The organism is Pseudomonas sp. KBS0707, from assembly GCF_005937945.2.
Classification (GTDB): Bacteria; Pseudomonadota; Gammaproteobacteria; order Pseudomonadales; family Pseudomonadaceae; genus Aquipseudomonas; species Aquipseudomonas amygdali.
This window is the reverse complement of sequence record NZ_CP041754.1, coordinates 3,496,566-3,518,875: the sequence shown is the minus strand read 5'-3', so window position 1 is coordinate 3,518,875 and position 22,310 is coordinate 3,496,566. Positions and strand designations below refer to the sequence as shown.

Below are 22,310 nucleotides of genomic sequence, written 5' to 3'. Positions count from 1 at the left end.
GAGGTGAAGCTATGTTAAACCGTGAGCTCGAAGTCACCCTCAATCTTGCCTTCAAGGAGGCACGTTCGAAGCGTCATGAGTTCATGACGGTCGAACACCTCCTGCTGGCTCTATTGGATAATGAGGCTGCAGCCACTGTTCTGCGTGCCTGCGGTGCAAACCTCGATAAACTCAAGCATGATCTGCAGGAGTTCATCGACTCCACCACTCCGCTGATCCCCGTGCATGACGAGGATCGCGAGACACAACCGACGCTCGGGTTCCAGCGTGTGCTGCAACGGGCAGTTTTCCACGTGCAGAGCTCCGGCAAGCGCGAAGTAACCGGCGCCAACGTGCTGGTTGCAATTTTCAGTGAGCAGGAAAGCCAGGCCGTGTTTCTGCTCAAGCAGCAGAGCGTGGCCCGGATTGATGTCGTCAACTATATCGCCCACGGTATCTCCAAGGTTCCGGGGCATGGCGAACACTCTTCTGAAGGTGAACAGGATATGCAGGACGACGAGGGCGGTGAAGCATCTTCCTCAGGCAATCCTCTGGATGCCTATGCCAGCAATCTGAACGAATTGGCGCGCCAGGGGCGCATCGATCCGCTGGTCGGTCGCGAAAGCGAAGTCGAGCGCGTAGCTCAGATTCTGGCTCGTCGTCGCAAGAACAACCCGTTGCTGGTCGGTGAGGCTGGGGTCGGTAAAACGGCTATTGCCGAAGGCCTGGCCAAGCGCATCGTGGACAATCAGGTCCCTGATTTGCTCGCCAGCAGCGTTGTCTACTCGCTTGATCTGGGTGCCCTGCTGGCCGGGACCAAATACCGCGGCGATTTCGAGAAGCGTTTCAAAGCGTTGCTCAATGAGCTGCGCAAGCGTCCTCAGGCGATTCTGTTCATTGACGAGATCCACACCATCATTGGTGCTGGTGCGGCATCAGGCGGGGTGATGGATGCCTCCAACCTGCTAAAACCGTTGCTGTCGTCTGGCGAGATTCGTTGCATCGGCTCCACGACCTTTCAGGAGTTTCGCGGGATTTTCGAAAAAGACCGCGCCTTGGCGCGTCGCTTCCAGAAAGTCGATGTGTCCGAGCCTTCGGTCGAAGACACCATCGGCATCCTTCGTGGCCTGAAAAGCCGTTTCGAGCAGCATCACAGCATCGAGTACAGTGACGAAGCGCTGCGCGCCGCAGCTGAGCTTGCGTCGCGTTACATCAATGACCGTCATATGCCCGACAAGGCGATCGATGTTATTGATGAAGCCGGTGCCTACCAGCGTCTGCAGCCTGTCGAGCAGCGCGTCAAGCGCATCGATGTGCCTCAGGTCGAAGACATTGTCGCCAAGATCGCGCGTATTCCGCCAAAACACGTCAACAGTTCGGACAAGGAGCTGCTGCGTAACCTGGAGCGCGATCTGAAGCTCACCGTGTTTGGTCAGGATGCAGCCATTGACTCGTTGTCTACGGCGATCAAGCTTTCGCGTGCAGGCCTCAAGTCGCCTGACAAGCCGGTAGGTTCGTTCCTGTTCGCAGGCCCTACCGGTGTCGGCAAGACCGAAGCCGCTCGCCAGTTGGCCAAGGCGTTGGGTGTCGAGCTGATTCGTTTCGACATGTCCGAGTACATGGAGCGGCATACCGTTTCCCGTCTGATCGGCGCGCCTCCGGGCTACGTCGGTTTCGATCAGGGCGGTCTGTTGACTGAAGCCATCACTCGTCAACCGCATTGCGTCCTGCTGCTCGATGAAATCGAAAAGGCTCACCCGGAAGTCTTCAACCTGCTTTTGCAGGTGATGGACCACGGTACGTTGACCGATAACAATGGGCGCAAGGCAGATTTCCGCAATGTGATCGTGATCATGACCACCAATGCCGGGGCTGAGTCCGCCGCGCGTGCTTCGATCGGTTTCACGCATCAGGACCACTCGTCTGATGCGATGGAAGTGATCAAGAAGAGCTTCACGCCGGAGTTCCGCAACCGTCTGGACACCATCATTCAGTTTGGCCGTCTCAGCCACGAAGTCATCAAGAGCGTGGTCGACAAGTTCCTTACCGAGCTTCAGGCCCAGCTGGAAGACAAGCGCGTACTGCTCGAAGTGTCCGAGGCGGCGAGAAGCTGGCTGGCGCAGGGTGGTTACGATGCGGCGATGGGTGCCAGACCGATGGCTCGCCTGATTCAGGACAAGATCAAGCGGCCGCTGGCTGAAGAGATCCTGTTCGGCGAATTGTCAGAGCACGGCGGTGTGGTTCACATCGATATCAAGGATGGCGAGATTACCTTCGACTTCGAAACCACAGCAGAAATGGCCTGACGCCGAAGCCTCGCTCCGCATCGTGAATGGATGCGGGGCAGGCCGGGGTCTCTGGTTGTATGAAACAGGCAAACAAAAACGCCCTGCTTATGCCGGGCGTTTTCGTCAATGCCTGTTTAACGAGCGCGGTAGGTGATGCGCCCTTTGCTCAGGTCATAGGGCGTCAGTTCTACACGCACTTTGTCACCGGTCAGAATACGGATGTAATTCTTGCGCATCTTGCCGGAGATATGCGCGGTTACGACGTGCCCGTTTTCCAACTCCACGCGGAACATGGTGTTGGGCAGGGTGTCGACGACAGTGCCTTCCATTTCGAAGCTGTCTTCTTTCGACATGCAGTAAAGCCCTCGGTATACAAATGAGTGGCCCGGTGCAAGTGGCGCCAGGCAAAAGCGGCGTGCATTGTGCCCGAAAAAACCAGTTTAAGCCAAGGGGTTCAATACAGAGTGACCCATCTTTGATTGGTAAGTAGCTCAATGGGCCGATATTGGGTCTTGTAATTCATCTTTTTGCAGTTTTTGATCCAGTAACCCAGGTACACCGCCTGCAGTTGAAGTCTGGCGGCTTCGGCGATCTGCCACAAAATCGCGTAACGGCCCAGACTGCGGCGCTCTTCATCAGGTTCGTAGAACGTGTAGACCGCGGAAAGGCCGTTGGGCAAAAGGTCGGTGACCGCAACTGCCAGCAGTCGTTGGTCGACGCGAAATTCGTAAAAACGCGAAAAGGGCAGGTCGCGAACCAGAAATGTCGAAAACTGTTCACGGCTGGGTGGAAACATGTCGCCGTCAGCATGCCGTTGCTCTATGTAACGTTGATAAAGATCGAAATATTCCTCGGTGAAAGCCGGTCTGGCGCTTTGCACCTGTACATCGGCATTACGTTTCAAAATCCTTTTTTGCTGTCTGTCGGGTACAAAAAGGTTCACGGGGATGCGTGCGGGCACGCAAGCGCTGCAGTTCTGGCAGTGGGGGCGGTAAAGATGATCGCCGCTACGGCGAAAGCCCATGTCCGAGAGGTCGGCGTAGACCTGCACATCCATTGGCTGGCTGGGGTCCAGAAACAGGGTCGTCGCCTGCTCTTCAGGCAGGTAACTGCAGGTGTGCGGTTGAGTGGCATAAAACTTCAGCCTCGCCAGCTCTGTCATGGTCGTCGCCTAATGGTAAATCCTTACCTGTGAGTGTATGCCAGCCTGTCAAACTCGCCTATATGACCAGTCGGCACCGCTCGGCTGATCAAGATGCCGGGACAGATAGTCGGCAAAAGTCTGTCGTGGAATCGAGCGTGCGCCGAAGCTGTGAAGGTGTTGGGTCGGCATCTGGCAATCGATCAATACAAAACCCCAGTCAGTCAGGTGCTGCACCAGTGTGGCGAATCCGACTTTGGAGGCGTTGTCTGCACGGCTGAACATGGACTCACCGAAGAACAGCTGGCCCATTGCCAGGCCATACAGCCCGCCGACCAGTTCATTCTGATCCCAGACCTCGACGCTGTGCGCATGGCCGCGTCGGTGCAGCTCGAGATAGGCATCCTGCATCGAGCCGGTAATCCAGGTTTCATTGGCGTAACTTCTCGGCGCAGCGCAGGCCTTGATCACGCTCGCAAAATCCCGGTCGAAGGTCACGTGGTAGCGAGACTGGCGCAACATTTTGCCGAGGCTGCGCGAAACATGCAGTTCTTCGGGAAACAGTACGGTACGCGGATCGGGAGACCACCAGAGAATCGGCTGGCCGTCCTGAAACCACGGAAAGCAGCCGTGCCGGTAGGCATTTAACAGGCGATCGGCCGACAGGTCTCCACCGGCGGCAAGTAATCCGTTGGGCTCGCGGAGGGCTTTCTCCAGTGGCGGGAAATCCAGGCTATTGCGGTTCAACCAGGTCAGCATGGCATCACAACTTTGCGGAAGGGGAGGGCGCACCCGCCTGTCAGTGCAACTCTGTGCGGCAGGCGTGGTCACAAGCGGTTGTCATTATGGCGCGTACCTGACACATACGGTAGGGCAAGGGCGCGGTGATGATGGTGCAGCCCTTGAAGTTGTGAGCGGTTGATAGAAACACGTCATAAGCCTTTGTCACAAAACGGAATGCATGCTCAAATTGAACATCATCAACGAACATGAAAGCATATCCGGCGTTGCGGAACTGTCTGAAGTAGGTCTGACGCGTTTTCGTACAGACCCAAGCGCCCGTAAAGCCGTACAATGCCTGCTTTGGGCGTTATCATTCAAACGTCTGCCGAACGGGCTTCCCGATGACTGCTATCCCTGTTCATGCGGGAGCATTCAGCGCCGTCCGACAGCCGTTTCTGGTCAATCAACGAGATGTTCGCGCTACAGCGCAGGAATTAAAGCGTTTTGAAGAAATCCACCCCAGCACCCAGCGCTGTTCCGCTTTGGCGGCAGCAATTGCACTACCGGCTCAAGGAAGGGGCCCTGATCGCCTTTGGCGCCCTGTGCCTGTACCTGATAATGGCATTGTTGACCTACGATCAGAGTGATCCCGGCTGGAGCCACACCAGCAGTAACGCCGCTCAGGTGCAGAACGCTGCGGGGCGTGCCGGTGCCTTCTGTGCCGATATCCTGTTCATGATCCTGGGCTATTTCGCCTATATTTTCCCGCTGCTGCTGGCAATCAAGGCCTGGCAGGTGTTTCGTCATCGTCACGAACCCTGGCAGTGGAGCGGTTGGCTCTTCTCTTGGCGTCTGATCGGGCTGGTATTCCTGATACTGGCGGGCGCGGCGCTGGCGCACATTCATTTTCACTTTTCGGCAGGCTTCCCGGGCTCTGCTGGCGGCGTGCTGGGCGAAGTGCTGGGCGATCTGGCCAAGAAAGCCCTGAACATCCAGGGCAGCACTTTGCTGTTCATCGCCCTGTTTCTATTCGGTCTGACAGTGTTTACCGACCTGTCGTGGTTCAAGGTCATGGACGTCACCGGCAAGATCACCCTTGACCTGTTCGAATTGTTCCAGGGGGCGGCGAACCGCTGGTGGACCGCCCGTGCCGAGCGCAAGCAGATGGTCGCGCAGTTGCGTGAAGTCGACATGCGCGTCAACGATGTGGTCGCGCCCGTTGCCCCTGACCGTCGCGAGCAGGCCAAGGCCAAAGAGCGCCTGATGGAGCGCGAAGTGTCGCTGAGCAAACACATGACCGAGCGTGAAAAGCACGTGCCTGCGGTTATTGCGCCAGCCCCTTCAAAGCCTGCAGAACCGAGCAAGAGGGTCATGAAGGAAAAACAGGCCCCGCTGTTCGTTGACAGCGCAGTCGAAGGCACCTTGCCGCCCATCTCCATCCTTGATCCGGCAGAAAAGAAGCAGCTCAACTACTCGCCAGAGTCCCTGGCGGCGGTCGGTCATCTGCTGGAAATCAAGCTCAAGGAATTTGGTGTCGAGGTCTCGGTTGACTCCATCCATCCCGGCCCGGTCATTACCCGTTACGAGATTCAGCCGGCCGCTGGCGTCAAGGTCAGTCGCATTGCCAATCTCGCCAAGGACCTTGCCCGCTCACTTGCTGTCACCAGCGTGCGCGTGGTCGAGGTGATCCCGGGCAAGACCACCGTCGGTATCGAGATCCCCAACGAAGACCGCCAGATCGTGCGCTTCTCCGAGGTGCTATCGACCCCTGAATACGATAATGCCAAGTCGCCGGTCACCCTGGCGCTGGGCCACGACATCGGCGGCAAGCCGGTGATTACCGACCTGGCCAAGATGCCCCACTTGCTGGTGGCCGGTACGACCGGTTCCGGTAAGTCGGTTGGTGTGAACGCCATGATCCTGTCGATCCTGTTCAAGTCCGGCCCGGAAGACGCCAAGCTGATCATGATCGATCCGAAGATGCTTGAGCTGTCCATCTACGAAGGCATTCCGCACCTGTTGTGTCCGGTCGTCACCGACATGAAGGACGCTGCCAACGCCTTGCGCTGGAGCGTTGCCGAGATGGAACGCCGTTACAAGCTGATGGCGAAAATGGGTGTGCGTAACCTTTCGGGCTTCAACCAGAAGGTCAAGGATGCGCAGGATGCCGGGGAGCCACTTGCCGATCCGCTGTACAAGCGGGAAAGCATTCATGACGAAGCGCCGTTGCTGAGCAAGCTGCCGACCATCGTGGTAGTGGTGGATGAATTCGCCGACATGATGATGATCGTCGGCAAGAAGGTTGAAGAGCTGATCGCCCGTATCGCCCAGAAGGCTCGTGCGGCAGGTATTCACCTGATCCTCGCGACACAGCGTCCTTCGGTGGATGTGATTACCGGTCTGATCAAGGCCAACATCCCGACGCGCATGGCGTTTCAGGTGTCGAGCAAGATCGATTCCCGGACCATCATCGATCAGGGCGGTGCCGAACAACTGTTGGGCCATGGCGACATGCTATACATGCCGCCGGGCACCAGCCTGCCGATTCGCGTGCACGGCGCGTTTGTTTCCGACGAGGAAGTGCATCGCGTGGTAGAAGCCTGGAAACTGCGTGGTTCGCCTGACTACAACGACGATATTCTCGCCGGTGTGGAAGAGCCCGGCGGCGGCTTTGATGGCGGTGGAGGCGAAGGGAGTGAAGACAGCGAAAGCGACGCGCTTTACGATGAGGCGGTCAAGTTTGTACTCGAAAGCCGCCGCGCATCGATTTCTGCCGTGCAGCGCAAGCTGAAGATCGGCTACAACCGCGCAGCGCGCATGATCGAAGCGATGGAAATGGCTGGAGTCGTGACCTCCATGAATACCAACGGATCGCGTGAAGTTCTGGCTCCAGGACCGGTGCGCGACTGATTTTTATCACCCCGAACTGCGGCGGCAGCGTGCAATTCACGCTGCCGCATCATCATCGACTTCAAAGAGGAATCCCATGCGTCTTATCCGCATGCTGTTGGCCACCGCACTGACCTTCTCCGTGATGTCCGCCCATGCCGACAGCAAGGACGTGGCACGCCTGACCCAGTTGCTGGAGAAATCCCAGACCCTGACCGCACGCTTCTCGCAATTGACGCTGGACGGTGGCGGCACGCAATTGCAAGAGACTACCGGCGAAATGACGTTGCAGCGTCCAGGCCTGTTCAACTGGCATACCGATGCGCCACAGGAGCAGTTGATGGTTTCCGACGGCAAGAAAGTGTCGTTGTGGGACCCTGATCTGGAGCAGGTCACCATCAAGAAGCTCGATCAGCGCCTGACCCAGACCCCAGCCTTGCTGCTGTCCGGTGACGTGTCGAAGATCAGCGAAAGCTTCGACATCACAGCGAAAGAGGCGGGTGGTGTGATCGACTTCGTGCTCAAGCCCAAGACCAAGGACACCCTGTTCGACAGCCTGCGTTTGTCGTTTCGTAACGGCATCATCAACGACATGCAACTGATCGACAGCGTGGGCCAGCGCACCAATATCCTGTTCACCGGCGTCAAGGCCAACGAGCCTGTTGCGGCCAGCAAGTTTCAGTTCCAGATTCCCAAGGGTGCTGATGTCATTCAAGAGTAAAAGGGTTAATTCCTGATCATGGATCTGTTCAGCCGCGAACCGATAGCTCAGCCTCTGGCTGCACGTTTGCGTGCTACCAATCTGGATGAATACGTCGGTCAGGAGCATGTGCTTGCCCACGGCAAGCCTCTGCGTGAGGCGCTGGAGCAGGGTGCGCTGCATTCGATGATTTTCTGGGGCCCGCCCGGTGTGGGCAAGACTACCCTGGCGAGGCTGCTGGCCAAGGTGTCGGACGCGCATTTCGAGACTGTTTCCGCCGTGCTGGCGGGGGTCAAGGAAATTCGTCAGGCAGTGGAAGTCGCCAAACAGCAGGCCGGGCAATATGGCAAACGCACGATTCTGTTCGTGGACGAAGTGCACCGCTTCAACAAGTCGCAACAGGATGCGTTCCTGCCTTATGTCGAGGATGGCACGCTGATTTTTATCGGCGCTACTACCGAAAATCCTTCGTTCGAACTCAATAATGCCTTGTTGTCCCGTGCCCGTGTCTATGTGCTCAAAAGCCTGGACGAGGCGGCGCTGCGTAAGCTGGTCCATCGTGCCCTGACCGAGGAACGCGGGTTGGGCAAGCGCCAACTGACCCTGAGCGATGAAGGCTTCACGATTCTCATGGCCGCCGCTGATGGCGATGGTCGGCGCATGCTCAATCTTCTGGAAAACGCGTCCGATCTTGCCGAAGACGGCAGCGAGATCGACGTCGAGCTGCTGCAGAGCCTGCTGGGTGACAGCCGACGTCGCTTCGATAAGGGCGGCGAGGCGTTCTATGACCAGATATCGGCCTTGCACAAGTCAATACGTGGTTCTGACCCCGACGCAGCCCTGTACTGGTTTGCCCGGATGATCGACGGCGGCTGCGATCCGCTGTATCTGGCGCGTCGCGTGGTGCGCATGGCCAGTGAAGATATCGGCAATGCAGATCCGCGCGCCTTGCCGCTGTGCATGTCGGCCTGGGACGTGCAGGAGCGTCTGGGCAGCCCCGAGGGCGAACTGGCGGTGGCGCAGGCCATCGTCTACCTGGCCTGTGCGCCAAAAAGCAACGCGGTCTACATGGCCTTCAAGGCAGCAATGCGCGAAGCCGGCGAGCATGATTCGCTGGAGGTTCCGCTGCATTTGCGCAATGCGCCGACCAAGCTGATGAAGCAGCTCGGTTATGGCGAAGAATACCGATACGCCCATGACGAGCCTGAAGCCTATGCGGCGGGTGAGGACTACTTTCCGGACGAGCTGGAACCCCGGCAGTATTACCAGCCTGTGCCACGCGGTCTCGAACTCAAGATCGGTGAGAAGCTCAGGCATCTGAGCGCATTGGACGATGCCAGTCCCCGCCAGCGGAGAAAGTGATGATTCAGACCATTCTTGCGGTGTCGATTGCCGGGATCGCTGGTACATTATTGCGTTTTGCAGCGGGTACCTGGGTAAGCGCCAACTGGCCACGACATTTTTACGCAGCAACGCTTGCGGTCAACATCGTAGGGTGCCTGATAATCGGCGTACTGTATGGATTGTTTCTGCTGCGCCCGGAAGTGCCCATCGAAATTCGTGCCGGCTTGATTGTCGGCTTTGTAGGCGGTCTGACGACCTTTTCATCCTTTTCACTGGATACGCTGCGCCTGCTGGAAAGCGGGCAAGTACCGCTGGCCCTTGGTTATGCCGGTATCAGCGTATTCGGCGGGCTGCTCGCAACCTGGGTTGGCCTGTCCCTGACCAGACTTTGATAGACGAGAGAACGATATGCTCGATTCCAAACTGTTACGTACTCAACTTCAGGACGTAGCGGATCGCCTGGCTTCCCGTGGCTTTACACTGGATGTGGCGCGCATTGAATCGCTGGAAGCCCAGCGCAAGGTGGTGCAGACCCGCACCGAACAGCTGCAGGCCGAGCGCAATGCACGTTCCAAATCCATCGGTCAGGCCAAGCAGCGCGGCGAAGACATTGCGCCGTTGATGGCTGACGTCGAGCGCATGGGCAACGAGCTGAGCGAAGGCAAGGTCGAGCTGGACGGCATTCAGGCCGAGCTGGATGCGCTGGTGCTGAGCATTCCGAACCTGCCTCACGAATCGGTGCCGGTCGGTGCTGACGAAGAAGGCAACGTCGAAGTGCGTCGCTGGGGTACGCCGACTGCCTTCGATTTCGAGGTCAAGGATCACGTCGCTCTGGGCGAGAAGTTCGGCTGGCTCGACTTCGAGACCGCTGCCAAGCTGTCCGGTGCGCGTTTTGCGTTGCTGCGTGGCCCAATCGCGCGCCTGCACCGTGCGCTGGCGCAGTTCATGATCAATCTGCATATCAACGAACACGGCTACGAAGAGACCTACACGCCTTACCTGGTGCAGGCACCTGCGTTGCAGGGTACGGGCCAGTTGCCCAAGTTCGAGGAAGACCTGTTCAAGATAACCCGCGAAGGCGAAGCTGATCTGTACCTGATTCCGACCGCGGAAGTATCGTTGACCAACATCGTGTCGGGTGAAATTCTTGATGCCAAACAGCTGCCTCTCAAGTTTGTTGCCCATACCCCTTGCTTCCGCAGCGAAGCGGGCGCGTCGGGTCGTGACACGCGGGGCATGATCCGCCAACACCAGTTCGACAAGGTCGAGATGGTTCAGATTGTTGCGCCTGAGGACTCCATGGCTGCGCTTGAATCGCTGACCGGCAACGCCGAGCGCGTTCTGCAGTTGCTGGAACTGCCGTACCGTACGCTGGCGCTGTGCACCGGCGACATGGGTTTCAGTGCCGTGAAGACGTACGACCTGGAAGTGTGGATTCCAAGCCAGGACAAGTACCGCGAAATCTCTTCGTGCTCCAACTGCGGTGATTTCCAGGCGCGCCGCATGCAGGCCCGCTGGCGCAATCCGGAAACCGGCAAGCCGGAACTGGTCCACACCCTCAATGGGTCGGGGCTGGCGGTGGGTCGTACACTGGTCGCGGTGCTGGAAAACTACCAGCAGGCGGATGGGTCGATTCGTGTGCCCGAGGTGCTCAAGCCTTACATGGGCGGCCTTGAGGTCATCGGTTAAATGGAATTTCTGCCGCTGTTCCATAACCTGCGTGGCAGCCGGGTGCTGGTGGTCGGCGGTGGTGAAATTGCCCTGCGCAAATCACGCCTGATTGCCGACGCTGGCGCAGTGCTGCGCGTGGTTGCGCCAGAAATCGAGGCCCAACTGAGCGAGCTGGTCGTCCAGAGCGGCGGTGAGATGATCCTGCGTGGCTACAGCGAAAGCGATCTTGATGGTTGTGTGCTGATTATTGCCGCGACGGATGACGAGCCGCTCAATGCCCAGGTTTCCCATGACGCCCGGCTGCGCTGCGTTCCGGTCAATGTGGTGGATGCCCCGGCGTTGTGTACGGTTATCTTTCCGGCGATTGTCGACCGCTCGCCATTGGTGATCGCTGTGTCCAGTGGCGGCGATGCGCCGGTGCTGGCACGTCTGATCCGTGCCAAGCTGGAAACCTGGATTCCCTCCACCTACGGGCAGCTCGCCGGGCTGGCTGCGCGCTTTCGCAATCAGGTCAAAGGTCTGTTTCCGAATGTGCAGCAACGCCGAGCGTTCTGGGAAGATGTTTTTCAGGGTGCCATTGCCGACCGCCAGTTGGCCGGGCAGGGGGCCGAGGCCGAGCGTCTGCTGATCGCCAAGATCGCTGGCGAGCCGCCGCCGGAGACCGGCGAGGTGTATCTGGTCGGTGCTGGCCCCGGTGATCCTGACTTGCTGACCTTCCGCGCCTTGCGCCTGATGCAGCAAGCGGATGTGGTGCTGTATGACCGCCTTGTCGCGCCGACGATTCTTGACCTGTGCCGTCGCGATGCCGAGCGTGTCTATGTCGGCAAGCGTCGTGCAGAGCATGCTGTTCCGCAGGAGCAGATCAACCAGCAGTTGGTTGCACTGGCCAAGCAAGGCAAGCGGGTAGTGCGCCTCAAAGGCGGCGATCCGTTTATCTTCGGCCGTGGCGGCGAGGAAATCGAAGAACTGGCTGTGCATGGCATTCCGTTTCAGGTGGTTCCAGGTATTACCGCCGCCAGCGGTTGTGCGGCGTATGCCGGTATACCGCTGACGCACCGTGATCATGCACAGTCTGTGCGTTTCATTACCGGTCACTTGAAAGATGGCACAACAGACCTGCCCTGGTCAGACCTGGTTGCGCCTGCTCAGACGCTGGTGTTTTACATGGGGCTGATCGGTTTGCCGGTCATCTGTGAAGAGCTGATCAGGCATGGTCGCTCTGCCGACACGCCTGCTGCGCTGGTCCAGCAGGGCACGACGGTCAATCAGCGTGTGTTTACCGGCACTCTGGCCAATCTGCCGCAACTGGTTGCCGAGCATGAGGTGCATGCGCCAACGCTGGTAATCATCGGCGAAGTGGTCAAGTTGCGTGAAAAACTGGCATGGTTCGAAGGGGCTCAGGCGACTGTCTGAAGCCGATTGCGGATAGCCCGTTCGGGCTATCCATCCTTTTTTGCCAATCTTTCAACTGCTCCAGACACCCTCACCGGACAGCCGCTGCCGGTCGTGACCTGCCTGCAGATCAAGCGCTGGCCCCTTGGGTATGATGCCGGTCGGGTTGATGGTGCGATGGCTCGCGTAGTAGTGGCCCTTGATGTGCTCGAAGTTCACGGTCTCCGCGATACCTGGCCATTGGTACAACTCACGTAGCCAATTGCTGAGGTTCGGGTAATCCGCGATGCGCCGCAGGTTGCACTTGAAGTGGCTGTAATACACCGCATCGAAGCGCACTATGGTGGTGAATAGGCGTATGTCGGCTTCGGTGAGGTGCTTCCCTGTCAGGTAACGCTTAGGTTTTCCAGCACGTCCAGTTCGGCAAACACATCATTGAACGCTTCTTCGTAAGCCCCCTGTGAGGTGGCGAATCCGGCCCTGTAGACACCGTTGTTGACGTTCGGATAAATCTGCTCGTTGAGCTCGTCGATGCTCGCCCGCAAGGCTTGCGGATAAAAATCCAGCGTGTTGCCGGTCAATTCGTCGAATGCGCCATTGAACATGCGAATGATTTCCGCAGACTCATTACTGACGATGCATTTCCGCTGTTTGTCCCACAGCACAGGGACAGTAACGCGTCCGGTATAGCTGGGATCATCGGCCGTATAGCGTTGGTGAAAGAACTGGAAATCATCCAGCGCATCGCCGCTGGAGCCTTTCTGCTGATCAAAAGTCCAGCCATTTTCCAGCATCAGCCAGCTGACCACTGAAACGCCGATCAGGTTATCCAGTCCCTTGAGCTTGCGTACGATCAGTGTGCGGTGTGCCCACGGGCATGCCAGTGAGACATACAAGTGGTAGCGGCCGGCCTGTGCAGCAAAACCGCCCTCACCAGATGGCCCCGCTTGTCCATCGGCTGTGACCCAGTTGCGTCGTTGCGCATTTTCGCGCTGAAAGGCGCCATCTTTGCTGCTTTCGTACCACTGGTCTTGCCAGTGTCCTTCGACCAGAAGGCCCATGTCTGACTCCCATTTCCAGGTTATAGAGCTTGGAGGTCAGCCAGGGCTCATCGGTTCGACCGAAAAAGCGCAAGATTATGGGGGCTGGTGATCGTCACAGCCGATAGGTCAGAGGTTCTTGGCGCGCCGATCCCAGAACACTCGGGCTTGCTCGAACGCTTCGTCGCGAGCGACACCCAGGCCGCGCAGGGCAAGTGCGATGGTCGATATCAACGCCAGTTGCGGGTAGCTGTCTTCGATTTCCCCGCGCCACAAGGCCAACAGTTGCTGCGGGTCGAGTGTCGCTGGTTTTACGTGACGGCGCGGCGAAAGCGCTGGCCACTCCTCGTCCCAAGGCTGGCCGCCAGTGGTGCCGTACAAATGGCTGATAGTGTCCGGGTTGATCTCGATTTCGCCACCGTCACCCTTGACCACAATGGCGTTGTCGCCCAGCAGGCTGCTGGCATCGCGATGCACGCTCTGATAGCCCGGATGAAAGATGCTTTGCAGGCCGCAACGGGCCTGAAGCGGGTTGAGAATGCGTGCCAGAGAATGAATGGGGGAGCGCAGGCCCAGCGTGTTGCGCAGATCAATCATGCGTTGCAGCTGTGGTGCCCAGTCCCCTAGCGGAATGAACGCTATATTGCCTTGCTCAAGCGAGGTTTCGACTGCTGACCAGTTGCGGCACAGGGGAATATTCAGCAGGCCGAGCAATTGTTCGGTGTACAGGCGTCCAGCAGTATGGGCACCGCCACCGTGCAGGAGGATCTTCACGCCGTTTTGCGCCAGACATTTGGGCGCCAGCAAGTACCACGGCAGATGACGCTTTTTCCCCGCGTAGGTCGGCCAGTCGATATCGACCTGAATCGCCGGAGCATTGAGGCGTTCGCGCACGGCTTCGGTAAACCCCGCCAGTTCCTCGGGGCTTTCTTCCTTATGGCGCAGCAGCATCAGAAAAGCCCCGAGCTGGGTGTCCTCGACTTTTTCATCGAGCAACATACCCATGGCCTCTCGCGCTTCTTCGCGCGTCAGGTTGCGCGCACCGCGTTTGCCTTTGCCCAGAATGCGCACAAATGTCGCAAAGGGATGTTCTTCAGGTGTTTCGGTAACAAGCGCGGCGTAATCGTTCATATGCAATTGGTCGGTTTAGGCAGGCCCGCCAGCTTGGCGGCGAGTTTGGCGGGAGTGCCGTTGAACAGGCGGTTGAGGTGCATGCTGTTGCCTTTTTCCGTACCCAGCTTCAGTGCGGTGTATTTGATCAGCGGCCGAGTGGCCGGCGAAAGCTGAAACTCGGCGTAGAAATCCCGCAGCAACTGGAGGATTTCAATGTGCTCGGCACTCAGGACGATACCTTCCTCAGCGGACAGAGCGTGTGCGACGTCCAGCGACCAGTCGTTGAGGTCCTGCAGAAAGCCATCCTTGTCCAGTTCGATGCTGTGCCCGTCAATCGTCAACTGTTTCATAGCCAGGTATTGACCTTGTCGAAGCGTAAGGACAGTTCCACGAAGGCAGGGTAGTCGATGCTGTGTACTCCGGTGGGCAGTGGCAGATTGCGTGCCTTGATGTCTTCATCAAGCACAAATAACTGCAATGAATCGGCCAGGGGCTGTAGGGATTTCAATGGTGCGCATGACGGCGTCAGTGCATAAGTAGCGTCGCCACAGAGCAATACGCCGTCGTCACGGCCCAGCAGGCGCAGGCAGCTGTCCAGTCGGGTGTCGGCAAAAGGCGAATGGGAGAGAACGTGCAAAGTAGCCATCAGATCGTAATCACCTCGTCGTAGCGGTCAAAAAGTGCCGACAGTTCGGAGCGTGTGTACAACTGTCTGATTTCTTCGCTCAATGCGCTGGCAGGGATGCGGCGCTCGGTCAGGCTTTGCCCGCAGGCATACAGGTCTTCAACGCCGAACATCGACAGGGCCTTGAGGTTTGCGGTCAGGTCTTTCTGTTGCAGGGCGTCGGGCAACTGCTGCGGCGACAACTGGAAAACCCCGTCATCCAGAAACAGCAGCCCAACCGACAGATCGAATGCACCACCCGCCAGCACGATGTCCAGCGCTTCACGGGCACCGGGACCGGACCACGGCGACTGGCGGCTGACTACCAATAATGATCTGGGCATGTCACGGCCCTCCAAAGCAGATCATACGATCAGCCGATTGCACGGCATCGTGCAACTGCCCCAGCCCGGACAATTCCCAAGGCTCCCGCAGATTCGCCGCTGGCCGCTGATAACGCTCGGCCTCTTGGGCATCAAGCACGCCACGACGCAGCGCGGCGGCGATGCATACCACGCCATCCAGGTGGTGTTCGGCGATGAAGTCACGCCATTGCAGGGCCATATCCTGCTCATCCTGAGGCGTCACGACATTGGCCGACGCGCTGTGTACGCCGTCTTGATAAAAAAACAACCGGACGATCTCATGTCCGCCTGCGAGTACGGCTTTGGCGAACAGCAAGGCTCTTCGCGAGGAGGGCGCATGGGCGGCGGAAAAAAGTGAGATGGCGAATTTCATGATCGGCTCTGCCAACAAAACATCCGCAATGATAAAGAATTCAAGGGCCGACGTGTGAGTTTGGCGCGGTTCGACCTGCAAGCGCTGGGTCAGGGCGAAACCGTCTGAGTGTTGATTGATGTTCATCGGGCATCAATCGATGAAAACATAGCACTTATCGTTTCAAAGTGTGTCCGGCAGACTCCTTCCCCATAAGCGCTTACAACACTCTAATAAGATCGCTGGAGAACACTGATGCACAGCTCATCCCCATCAGGAACAGGCAACACCCGGTCGAAGGCCGGAGCAGTATTTCGCGTCACTTCAGGCAACTTCCTCGAGCAATTCGACTTCTTCCTGTTTGGCTTTTACGCCACCCAGATCGCCTCCGCCTTTTTCCCGGCCAGCAGTGAGTTTGCTTCGCTGATGATGACCTTCGCGGTCTTCGGTGCGGGCTTCCTGATGCGCCCGTTGGGTGCCGTTATTCTGGGCGCTTACATCGATGACGTGGGCCGGCGCAAAGGCTTGATCGTGACTCTGTCGATCATGGCCAGTGGCACGCTGTTGATTGTCCTGGTGCCCGGTTACGCGAGCATCGGCTTGTGGGCACCGGCATTGGTGCTGGTCGGCCGCTTGCTGCAAGGCTTTTCCGCAGGCGCGGAATTGGGCGGCGTATCGGTGTATCTGGCAGAGTTGGCGACACCCGGCCGCAAGGGCTTCTACACCAGTTGGCAGTCAGGCAGCCAGCAGGTGGCAATTGTTGTAGCCGCTGCGCTGGGTTACGGCTTGAACCAATGGATGACACCTGCTGCTATCGCCGACTGGGGCTGGAGAATTCCGTTCGCCATCGGTTGCCTGATCATCCCGTTCATTTTCCTGTTACGCCGCAGCCTGCAGGAAACCGAAGAGTTCGCCACGCGCGCTCACCGTCCGACCATGCGACAGGTGTTCGCGACGTTGCTGCAAAACTGGCGCGTGGTGATTGCCGGCATGCTGATGGTGGCGATGACTACCACCACGTTTTACCTGATCACCATTTATGCACCGACATTCGGCAAAACCGTACTCAATCTGAGTACCTCCGATGCGCTGCTGGTGACGTTGCTGGTCGGTGTCTCCAACTTTATCTGGCTGCCGGTCGGCGGCATGTTGAGCGACCGTTTCGGACGCAAGCCGCTGCTGGTAGCGATGACGCTGCTGACCATCATCAGCGCTTATCCGGCGCTGTCCTTTCTCGCTCAGGCGCCAAGCTTTGCTCATATGCTGGAAGTGCTGTTGTGGTTCTCGTTTCTCTACGGTTTGTATAACGGCGCGATGATTCCGGCGCTGACTGAAATCATGCCGGTAGAGGTGCGGGTGGCCGGTTTTTCTCTGGCCTATAGCCTGGCGACAGCAGTTTTCGGCGGTTTCACCCCGGCAATCTCGACCTGGTTGATCCATCTGACCGGCGACAAGGCTGCACCTGCTTACTGGATGACGTTCGCTGCAGCTTGCGCGCTTGGCGCGACCCTGGTGCTCTACCGGCACCTTTCGGTTCGCCCGCAACTGGCTGTTTAATAAAGGAAAAAACTATGAAACTGTTGCATAAACATCAATTGGCGGTGCTTTTTCTGGGCTGTATGGCAGTCAGCGTTGCCGCTCAGGCTGAAGAGCTCAAGGTCATGACATCAGGCGGCTTTACTGCTGCATATAAACTGCTGGGGCCGCAATACGCGACGTCTTCCGGGGATACACTGGACACCATCCTTGGCCCGTCGATGGGCAAGGCCCCCGAGGCCATTCCAAACCGCCTGGCTCGTGGCGAGCATGCCGATGTGGTGATCATGGTCGGCTATGCGCTGGATGATCTGATCAAGCAAGGCAAGGTAGACCCGGCATCGCGGGTCGAGCTGGCCGATTCGCGGATCGGGATGGTGGTGAAGGAGGGGGCGGCCAAGCCTGCAATCGGTACCGACAGCGAGTTGAAAGACACGCTGCTCAAGGCGAAGTCGGTTGCTTACTCTGACAGTGCCAGTGGTGTGTACATCGAAAAAGAGCTTTTCAAAAAGCTCGGTATCGAGAAGGAGCTTGCGCCGAAGGGCAAGATGATCGAGCGCATCCCGGTTGCTTCAGTGGTTGCCAAGGGCGACTACGAAGTGGGCTTTCAACAGGTGGCCGAACTGTTGCCGGTTCCCGGCGTGACATTCGTGGCGAAGATTCCGGAAGACGTTCAGTCGGTTACCCGCTACGCCGCTGGCATTCCGGTCAATGCCGAGCACCCGAAGCAGGCGAAGGCATTGCTCGATTACCTGGCGTCCCCAAAAGCGCAGGCCACCGTGCAGTCCACCGGGCTGGATTCAGTTCCCCGCTGAACGTAGCGGCATCTTCCTGACCAGTCGTTCCAGTTCAAGGGCTGCAGGCGTCAATGTCCTCCCGCGACGTTTGATCAGCCCTACGTTGCGAACCACTTCAGGTGCAACCAATGGCACGCTCACCAGAAACGGGTGAGCGGTCATCGGCATGGCAATCGAGGGCACCGCCGCCACGCCGAGGCCGGCCTCCACAAGGCCGATCATGGTGGTGACATGCCGCGTTTCGCAGATACTCTCCTTGTTCGGGCGTGAGAGCGCCAGTGCCTGATCCAGTACCAGGCGGTTCCCTGACGTTATGTCCAGAGCGATGTAGTCGTGGCGGTACATTTCCTCCCAGCTCACGCTGGCGCAGGTCGCAAGCGGGTGATCCCGGCGGCAGGCCATCACGTAGCGTTCCTGCAGAAGCAATTCGAAGTCGACCTCCGGTGCCAGATTGCCGCTGAAACTCACCCCGAAATCTGCCTCGCCAAGGGCAACTGCGCTGTTGACCTCGTTGGCGCTGGCATCCATGACGCGGATTCTGATTTTTGGAAACAGCTTATGAAACTCGCTGATGACCTGCGGCATGAAGTAGTAGGCGGCTGACGGCACGCAAGCAATGGTGACGCTACCCATCCGGGTGGAACCGACGCCATCGATGGTCATCAATGCGATGTCGAGGTCATCCAGTATACGCTCGACCTGAGGCAGAAATGCACGGCCCACCGTGGTCAGGCTGACCCTGCGGGTGGTCCGTTCAAACAGCTTCACGTTCAGCGCAGACTCAAGCTTTTCTATACGGCGGCTGAGTGCAGGCTGGGTGATCTGTACGGTTTCAGCGGCCTTGCGGAAGCTGCCATTCTCGACCACGGCACGAAATGCCTGGAGGTCGTTGAGGTCGAAATTGATGGGCATTCGAACGTCAGTCTATTGATACGGGGTGCGCATCAATATATCAGGTTGCGCGGGCCCGCTGGCAAGGGGGAGGAGAGGGGGTATTTTTCATAAACCCCAGAAACGACAAAGCCCTGAATAATCAGGGCTTTGCGCTACCAAATATGGCGGAGGCATAGAGATTCGAACTCTAGGACCTGTTACAGTCGGCAGTTTTCAAGACTGCTGCCTTAAACCACTCGGCCATACCTCCACTATCGTTGCGGGCGCAATAATACCGGAATGAAACAAGCTGTCAAACTCTGTGACTAGCCAGTTGCAGCGCCTCTGTTATGATCTTTGCAACTCAACATTTCAACAGGAAGGAGTTTCGCCATGCGCGAACAGGATTACAGCCTTAAAACTGGCATGCAGGCCGACCAGCTAGAGGTTAGTCGTGTCCTGCGCAACACTTACGGTCTTCTCGCTCTGACGCTGGCTTTTAGTGGTGTCATGGCATATGTCGCTCAGCAGATGCGCGTCGGCTATCCGAACATTTTCGTGGTACTGATCGGCTTCTATGGTCTGTTTTTCCTGACCAATAAATTGCGTGATTCGGTCTGGGGCCTGGTTTCGACCTTCGCCCTGACAGGTTTCATGGGTTTCCTGCTGGGCCCGATCCTCAATCGTTATCTGGGCATGGCCGGTGGCGCTGAAGTCGTCAGCTCCGCTTTCGCGATGACCGCACTGGTTTTCGGCGGTCTGTCGGCTTACGTGTTGATCACCCGCAAGGACATGAGCTTCCTGGGTGGCTTCATCACCGCAGGCTTCTTCGTTCTGCTTGGCGCAGTAGTGGCCAGCATTTTCTTCCAGATCAGCGGTTTGCAACTGTCGATCAGCGCAGGCTTCGTGCTGTTCTCTTCGGTCTGCATTCTGTTCCAGACCAGCGCGATTATTCAGGGTGGTGAGCGCAATTACATCATGGCGACGGTCAGCCTGTATGTATCGATCTACAACCTGTTTATAAGCCTGCTGCAGATTTTCGGCATCATGAGCCGCGACGACTGATGACTTCGGCCTGAGTACTCAGGCCGTTGCGCTTCAAATGCGTTAAACAAAAGCCCCGATCTTTCGGGGCTTTTGCGTTTCCGGGATTTGAGAAGTGTCAGGATCCCAGGTGATGGCGATATGCCTTTCCGGCAGCCTGGGAAGGGCAAGCCGGATTGGTCAGAGACTGTCCGTCCAGTCAAATTACGCATGGTAGGCAACCTGACCGATCAGTCATCTTTATCAAGATTGTCCTCGTCTGCTCAAGCACTTATCAGCGTTTGATCATCACAAAAAATAATATCGGACGATTCCCCAAGGCCTGTGGGCACTTCCTCGTTTTGGGCTAATTGACATCATGGAACAGAGCTGGACACAAGATTTCTAAATGTGTCAGCTTTGTTACGCTTCAATGCATTACGCACCACAAGGCGAGTGACTGGACTCTCTCGCTACAGGGGGAGTCCCGCCGTACCTAACCTGTTAATCAGCAAACAAGGAAGTGTCATGACGAAAGTCAAAGAAAATGCTGCAATTCAACTCTCTGCTGCTACCAGCACCTCTTTCGACCAGATCAATACGTTCGCTCACCAGTATGACCGTGGCGGTAACCTCACGATCAATGGCAAGCCTTCGTACTCGGTCGATCAGGCCGCCGATTACATCCTTCGCGACAACGCTGCGTGGACTGATCGCGATGGCAACGGCACTATCAACCTCACATACACCTTCCTGACCGCCAAACCTGCCGGGTTCGACAATTCGCTGGGGAATTTCAGTGCATTCAACGCACAGCAGAAAGCACAGGCCGTATTGTCGATGCAATCCTGAGCAGACGTTGCCAAGGTCAGCTTTACCCAGGCCGCTTCCGGCGGCGACGGGCATATGACCTTCGGTAACTACAGCAACGGCAGCGCAGGCGGGGCGGCTTTTGCCTACCTGCCCAGCGGCAACAGCCGCACTGACGGCCAGTCCTGGTACCTTGTCGATAACAGCTACAAGGTCAACACCACCCCGGACAATGGCAACTACGGCCGTCAGACCCTCACTCATGAAATCGGCCATACTCTGGGCCTGTCTCACCCGGGTGACTACAATGCGGGCGAGGGCAATCCGAGCTACAAGGACGCCACTTACGCAGAAGACACCCGTGGCTACAGTGTCATGAGTTACTGGAGTGAGTCCAACACTGACCAGAACTTCGTCAATGGCGGCGCTCCGTCGTACTCTTCGGCACCGTTGCTGGATGACATCACTGCCGTTCAGCAGCTCTATGGCGCGAACATGAGCACCCGTGCCGGTGATACGGTCTATGGGTTCAACTCCACTGCCGGGCGCGATTTCTACAGCGCCACGTCCGCCTCTTCCAAGGTGGTGTTCTCGGTGTGGGATGGCGGGGGCAAGGATACCCTCGACTTCTCCGGCTTCACCCAGAACCAGAAGATCAACCTCAATGCGGCCTCGTTCTCGGACGTGGGTGGCATGGTGGGTAACGTTTCAATTGCCAAAGGCGTGGTGGTTGAAAACGCGGTGGGCGGTTCGGGCAACGACCTGTTGATCGGCAATGCCGCTGCCAACGACCTTAAAGGTGGTGCCGGCAACGACATCATCTACGGTGGTGGCGGTGCCGACAGCCTGACCGGTGGTGCTGGTGCAGACATTTTTGTGTTTGGTGCCAGTTCCGATTCCAACCGTGCAGCGCAGGATACGATTCGTGACTTTGTCAGCGGTCAGGACAAAATTGATGTATCGGCCATTTCCACGCAGAGCGCGCTGCAGTTCGTCAACGCGTTCAGCGGCCATGTCGGCGAAGCGATCCTCAGCTACAACCAGAGCAGCAATCTGGGTAGCCTGGCGATCGACTTCACAGGTCAGGGTGTGGGGGACTTCCTCGTAGGGACTGTTGGTCAAGCGTTGGCTACTGATATCGTGGTTTAATCTGTAACAATCATGGACGACCCTGCTGTCGTCCATGATCTGGAAAGTACCCCATCATGAAGATCAATCACGTTGTCCGAATCGTGCCAGTGGCTTTTGCGTTGCTGGCGGGTATTTCTGGAGCAAGCATGGCCATGAGTTTGAAACTGCCCGATCCTGCTGAACTCAGCGGCAAATGGCGACTTTCTCTTCAGGGAAAGACGAACGAAGTCTGTGAATTGCACCTCAATATCGATGTACCTAAACGGACGGGCGATCTCGCCTGCGCAGTGAAGTGGTTGCACGAAGCTCCCACTGGCTGGTTCCCGACTCCGGATGGCCTGGCGTTCACCGACAAGGAAGGCAATCGCCTGATTCACCTCAATAACATGGGGGAGCAGATCTATCAGGCGAGTCTGCCCGACGGTGAGGTGCTGGTCCTTGGACGGCTCGCCGACTAAGCGTTTCATGGATATGCGCGA

Annotated in this window: 21 protein-coding genes, 1 tRNA gene and 2 pseudogenes; 12 read left to right on the top strand and 12 right to left on the bottom strand. The window is 57.6% G+C overall.

All coding sequences use genetic code 11. The features are described from left to right. Window positions 1-11: 11 nt before the first annotated feature. Entirely contained in the window at window positions 12-2,285 is a 2,274-nt protein-coding gene (gene clpA / locus FFH21_RS16505) for an ATP-dependent Clp protease ATP-binding subunit ClpA (protein WP_004665689.1), read from the top strand. 116 nt (window positions 2,286-2,401) lie between these two features. On the opposite strand, the gene infA is transcribed toward clpA, so the two are convergent. The 4 genes from infA to FFH21_RS16485 form a co-directional block, all read right to left on the bottom strand. Further along, entirely contained in the window at window positions 2,402-2,620 is a 219-nt protein-coding gene (gene infA, locus FFH21_RS16500; protein WP_002553999.1) for a translation initiation factor IF-1, read from the bottom strand. Window positions 2,621-2,721: 101 nt separating this feature from the next. Beyond that, entirely contained in the window at window positions 2,722-3,429 is a 708-nt protein-coding gene (locus tag FFH21_RS16495; protein ID WP_004659516.1) for an arginyltransferase, read from the bottom strand. A 48-nt stretch (window positions 3,430-3,477) separates the two neighbouring features. Further along, the gene (aat, locus tag FFH21_RS16490) at window positions 3,478-4,167 is read right to left on the bottom strand and encodes a leucyl/phenylalanyl-tRNA--protein transferase (RefSeq protein ID WP_011168958.1); all 690 of its coding nucleotides are present in this window, start codon (window positions 4,165-4,167) and stop codon (window positions 3,478-3,480) included. A gap of 40 nt (window positions 4,168-4,207) precedes the next feature. After that, window positions 4,208-4,399 carry a hypothetical protein gene (locus FFH21_RS16485; RefSeq protein ID WP_019741997.1) on the bottom strand — a complete coding sequence of 64 codons (192 nt, stop codon included), beginning with the start codon at window positions 4,397-4,399 and terminating at the stop codon, window positions 4,208-4,210. A 236-nt stretch (window positions 4,400-4,635) separates the two neighbouring features. Here FFH21_RS16485 and ftsK point away from each other — a divergent pair, with 236 nt between their 5' ends. The 6 genes from ftsK to cysG all read left to right on the top strand — a co-directional run bounded on the left by ftsK (window position 4,636) and on the right by cysG (window position 12,148). After that, window positions 4,636-7,041, top strand: coding sequence for a DNA translocase FtsK (ftsK, locus tag FFH21_RS16480; protein ID WP_004665687.1), 2,406 nt, complete (start codon window positions 4,636-4,638; stop codon window positions 7,039-7,041). A 76-nt stretch (window positions 7,042-7,117) separates the two neighbouring features. Next, entirely contained in the window at window positions 7,118-7,741 is a 624-nt protein-coding gene (gene lolA, locus FFH21_RS16475) for an outer membrane lipoprotein chaperone LolA (protein WP_002553995.1), read from the top strand. 18 nt (window positions 7,742-7,759) lie between these two features. After that, on the top strand, window positions 7,760-9,082 hold the full coding sequence (locus tag FFH21_RS16470; protein ID WP_011168957.1) for a replication-associated recombination protein A: 1,323 nt from the start codon (window positions 7,760-7,762) through the stop codon (window positions 9,080-9,082). Further along, window positions 9,082-9,456: a fluoride efflux transporter CrcB gene (gene crcB, locus FFH21_RS16465; protein ID WP_002553993.1), complete on the top strand. Its 375-nt coding sequence runs from the start codon at window positions 9,082-9,084 to the stop codon at window positions 9,454-9,456. The genes FFH21_RS16470 and crcB overlap by 1 nt, the downstream gene beginning before the upstream one ends. Window positions 9,457-9,472: 16 nt before the next feature. After that, a complete protein-coding gene (gene serS / locus FFH21_RS16460) occupies window positions 9,473-10,753 on the top strand; it encodes a serine--tRNA ligase (protein WP_002553992.1) in 1,281 nt (426 codons plus the stop codon). Continuing rightward, window positions 10,754-12,148 (top strand): siroheme synthase CysG, encoded by a 1,395-nt coding sequence (cysG, locus tag FFH21_RS16455; RefSeq protein WP_004665685.1) that lies wholly within the window; start codon window positions 10,754-10,756, stop codon window positions 12,146-12,148. It begins immediately after the preceding gene. 51 nt (window positions 12,149-12,199) lie between these two features. Here the strand turns inward: cysG and FFH21_RS16450 are convergent. The 6 genes and pseudogenes from FFH21_RS16450 to tusD all read right to left on the bottom strand — a co-directional run bounded on the left by FFH21_RS16450 (window position 12,200) and on the right by tusD (window position 15,682). Then, window positions 12,200-13,188 (bottom strand): annotated as a pseudogene (locus FFH21_RS16450) (glutathione S-transferase family protein). 108 nt (window positions 13,189-13,296) lie between these two features. Then, window positions 13,297-14,298, bottom strand: coding sequence for a glycosyl transferase family protein (locus FFH21_RS16445; protein ID WP_041924588.1), 1,002 nt, complete (start codon window positions 14,296-14,298; stop codon window positions 13,297-13,299). Continuing rightward, window positions 14,295-14,630 (bottom strand): TusE/DsrC/DsvC family sulfur relay protein, encoded by a 336-nt coding sequence (locus FFH21_RS16440; protein ID WP_004659529.1) that lies wholly within the window; start codon window positions 14,628-14,630, stop codon window positions 14,295-14,297. The genes FFH21_RS16445 and FFH21_RS16440 overlap by 4 nt, the downstream gene beginning before the upstream one ends. Then, complete coding sequence (gene tusB / locus FFH21_RS16435; protein ID WP_011168955.1) at window positions 14,627-14,926, bottom strand: sulfurtransferase complex subunit TusB; 300 nt, start codon at window positions 14,924-14,926, stop codon at window positions 14,627-14,629. The genes FFH21_RS16440 and tusB overlap by 4 nt, the downstream gene beginning before the upstream one ends. Then, complete coding sequence (gene tusC / locus FFH21_RS16430) at window positions 14,926-15,288, bottom strand: sulfurtransferase complex subunit TusC (RefSeq protein ID WP_004659531.1); 363 nt, start codon at window positions 15,286-15,288, stop codon at window positions 14,926-14,928. Before tusC ends, tusB begins: the two co-directional genes overlap by 1 nt. Before the next feature lies 1 nt (window position 15,289). Beyond that, window positions 15,290-15,682, bottom strand: coding sequence for a sulfurtransferase complex subunit TusD (tusD, locus tag FFH21_RS16425; RefSeq protein ID WP_004659532.1), 393 nt, complete (start codon window positions 15,680-15,682; stop codon window positions 15,290-15,292). A gap of 234 nt (window positions 15,683-15,916) precedes the next feature. On the opposite strand from tusD, the gene FFH21_RS16420 reads away from it, so the two are divergent. Both FFH21_RS16420 and FFH21_RS16415 read left to right on the top strand, forming a co-directional pair. Beyond that, the gene (locus FFH21_RS16420) at window positions 15,917-17,218 is read left to right on the top strand and encodes an MFS transporter (RefSeq protein ID WP_011168954.1); all 1,302 of its coding nucleotides are present in this window, start codon (window positions 15,917-15,919) and stop codon (window positions 17,216-17,218) included. A gap of 14 nt (window positions 17,219-17,232) precedes the next feature. Next, window positions 17,233-18,012: a substrate-binding domain-containing protein gene (locus tag FFH21_RS16415; RefSeq protein WP_004665682.1), complete on the top strand. Its 780-nt coding sequence runs from the start codon at window positions 17,233-17,235 to the stop codon at window positions 18,010-18,012. Here the strand turns inward: FFH21_RS16415 and FFH21_RS16410 are convergent. Continuing rightward, window positions 17,998-18,906, bottom strand: a complete 909-nt coding sequence (locus FFH21_RS16410) for a LysR family transcriptional regulator (RefSeq protein ID WP_004665681.1) — start codon at window positions 18,904-18,906, stop codon at window positions 17,998-18,000. The genes FFH21_RS16415 and FFH21_RS16410 overlap by 15 nt on opposite strands. Window positions 18,907-19,050: 144 nt before the next feature. Then, window positions 19,051-19,138: transfer RNA gene (locus tag FFH21_RS16405), tRNA-Ser, on the bottom strand. Between the two features lie 122 nt (window positions 19,139-19,260). On the opposite strand from FFH21_RS16405, the gene FFH21_RS16400 reads away from it, so the two are divergent. From FFH21_RS16400 to FFH21_RS16385, 3 genes and pseudogenes are all read left to right on the top strand, one after another. Beyond that, a complete protein-coding gene (locus FFH21_RS16400) occupies window positions 19,261-19,932 on the top strand; it encodes a Bax inhibitor-1/YccA family protein (protein WP_004665680.1) in 672 nt (223 codons plus the stop codon). 486 nt (window positions 19,933-20,418) lie between these two features. Next, window positions 20,419-21,849, top strand: a pseudogene (locus FFH21_RS16390) (serralysin family metalloprotease). Between the two features lie 56 nt (window positions 21,850-21,905). Beyond that, window positions 21,906-22,289 (top strand): protease inhibitor Inh/omp19 family protein, encoded by a 384-nt coding sequence (locus FFH21_RS16385; protein WP_011168953.1) that lies wholly within the window; start codon window positions 21,906-21,908, stop codon window positions 22,287-22,289. The last annotated feature ends 21 nt before the right edge of the window (window positions 22,290-22,310 follow it).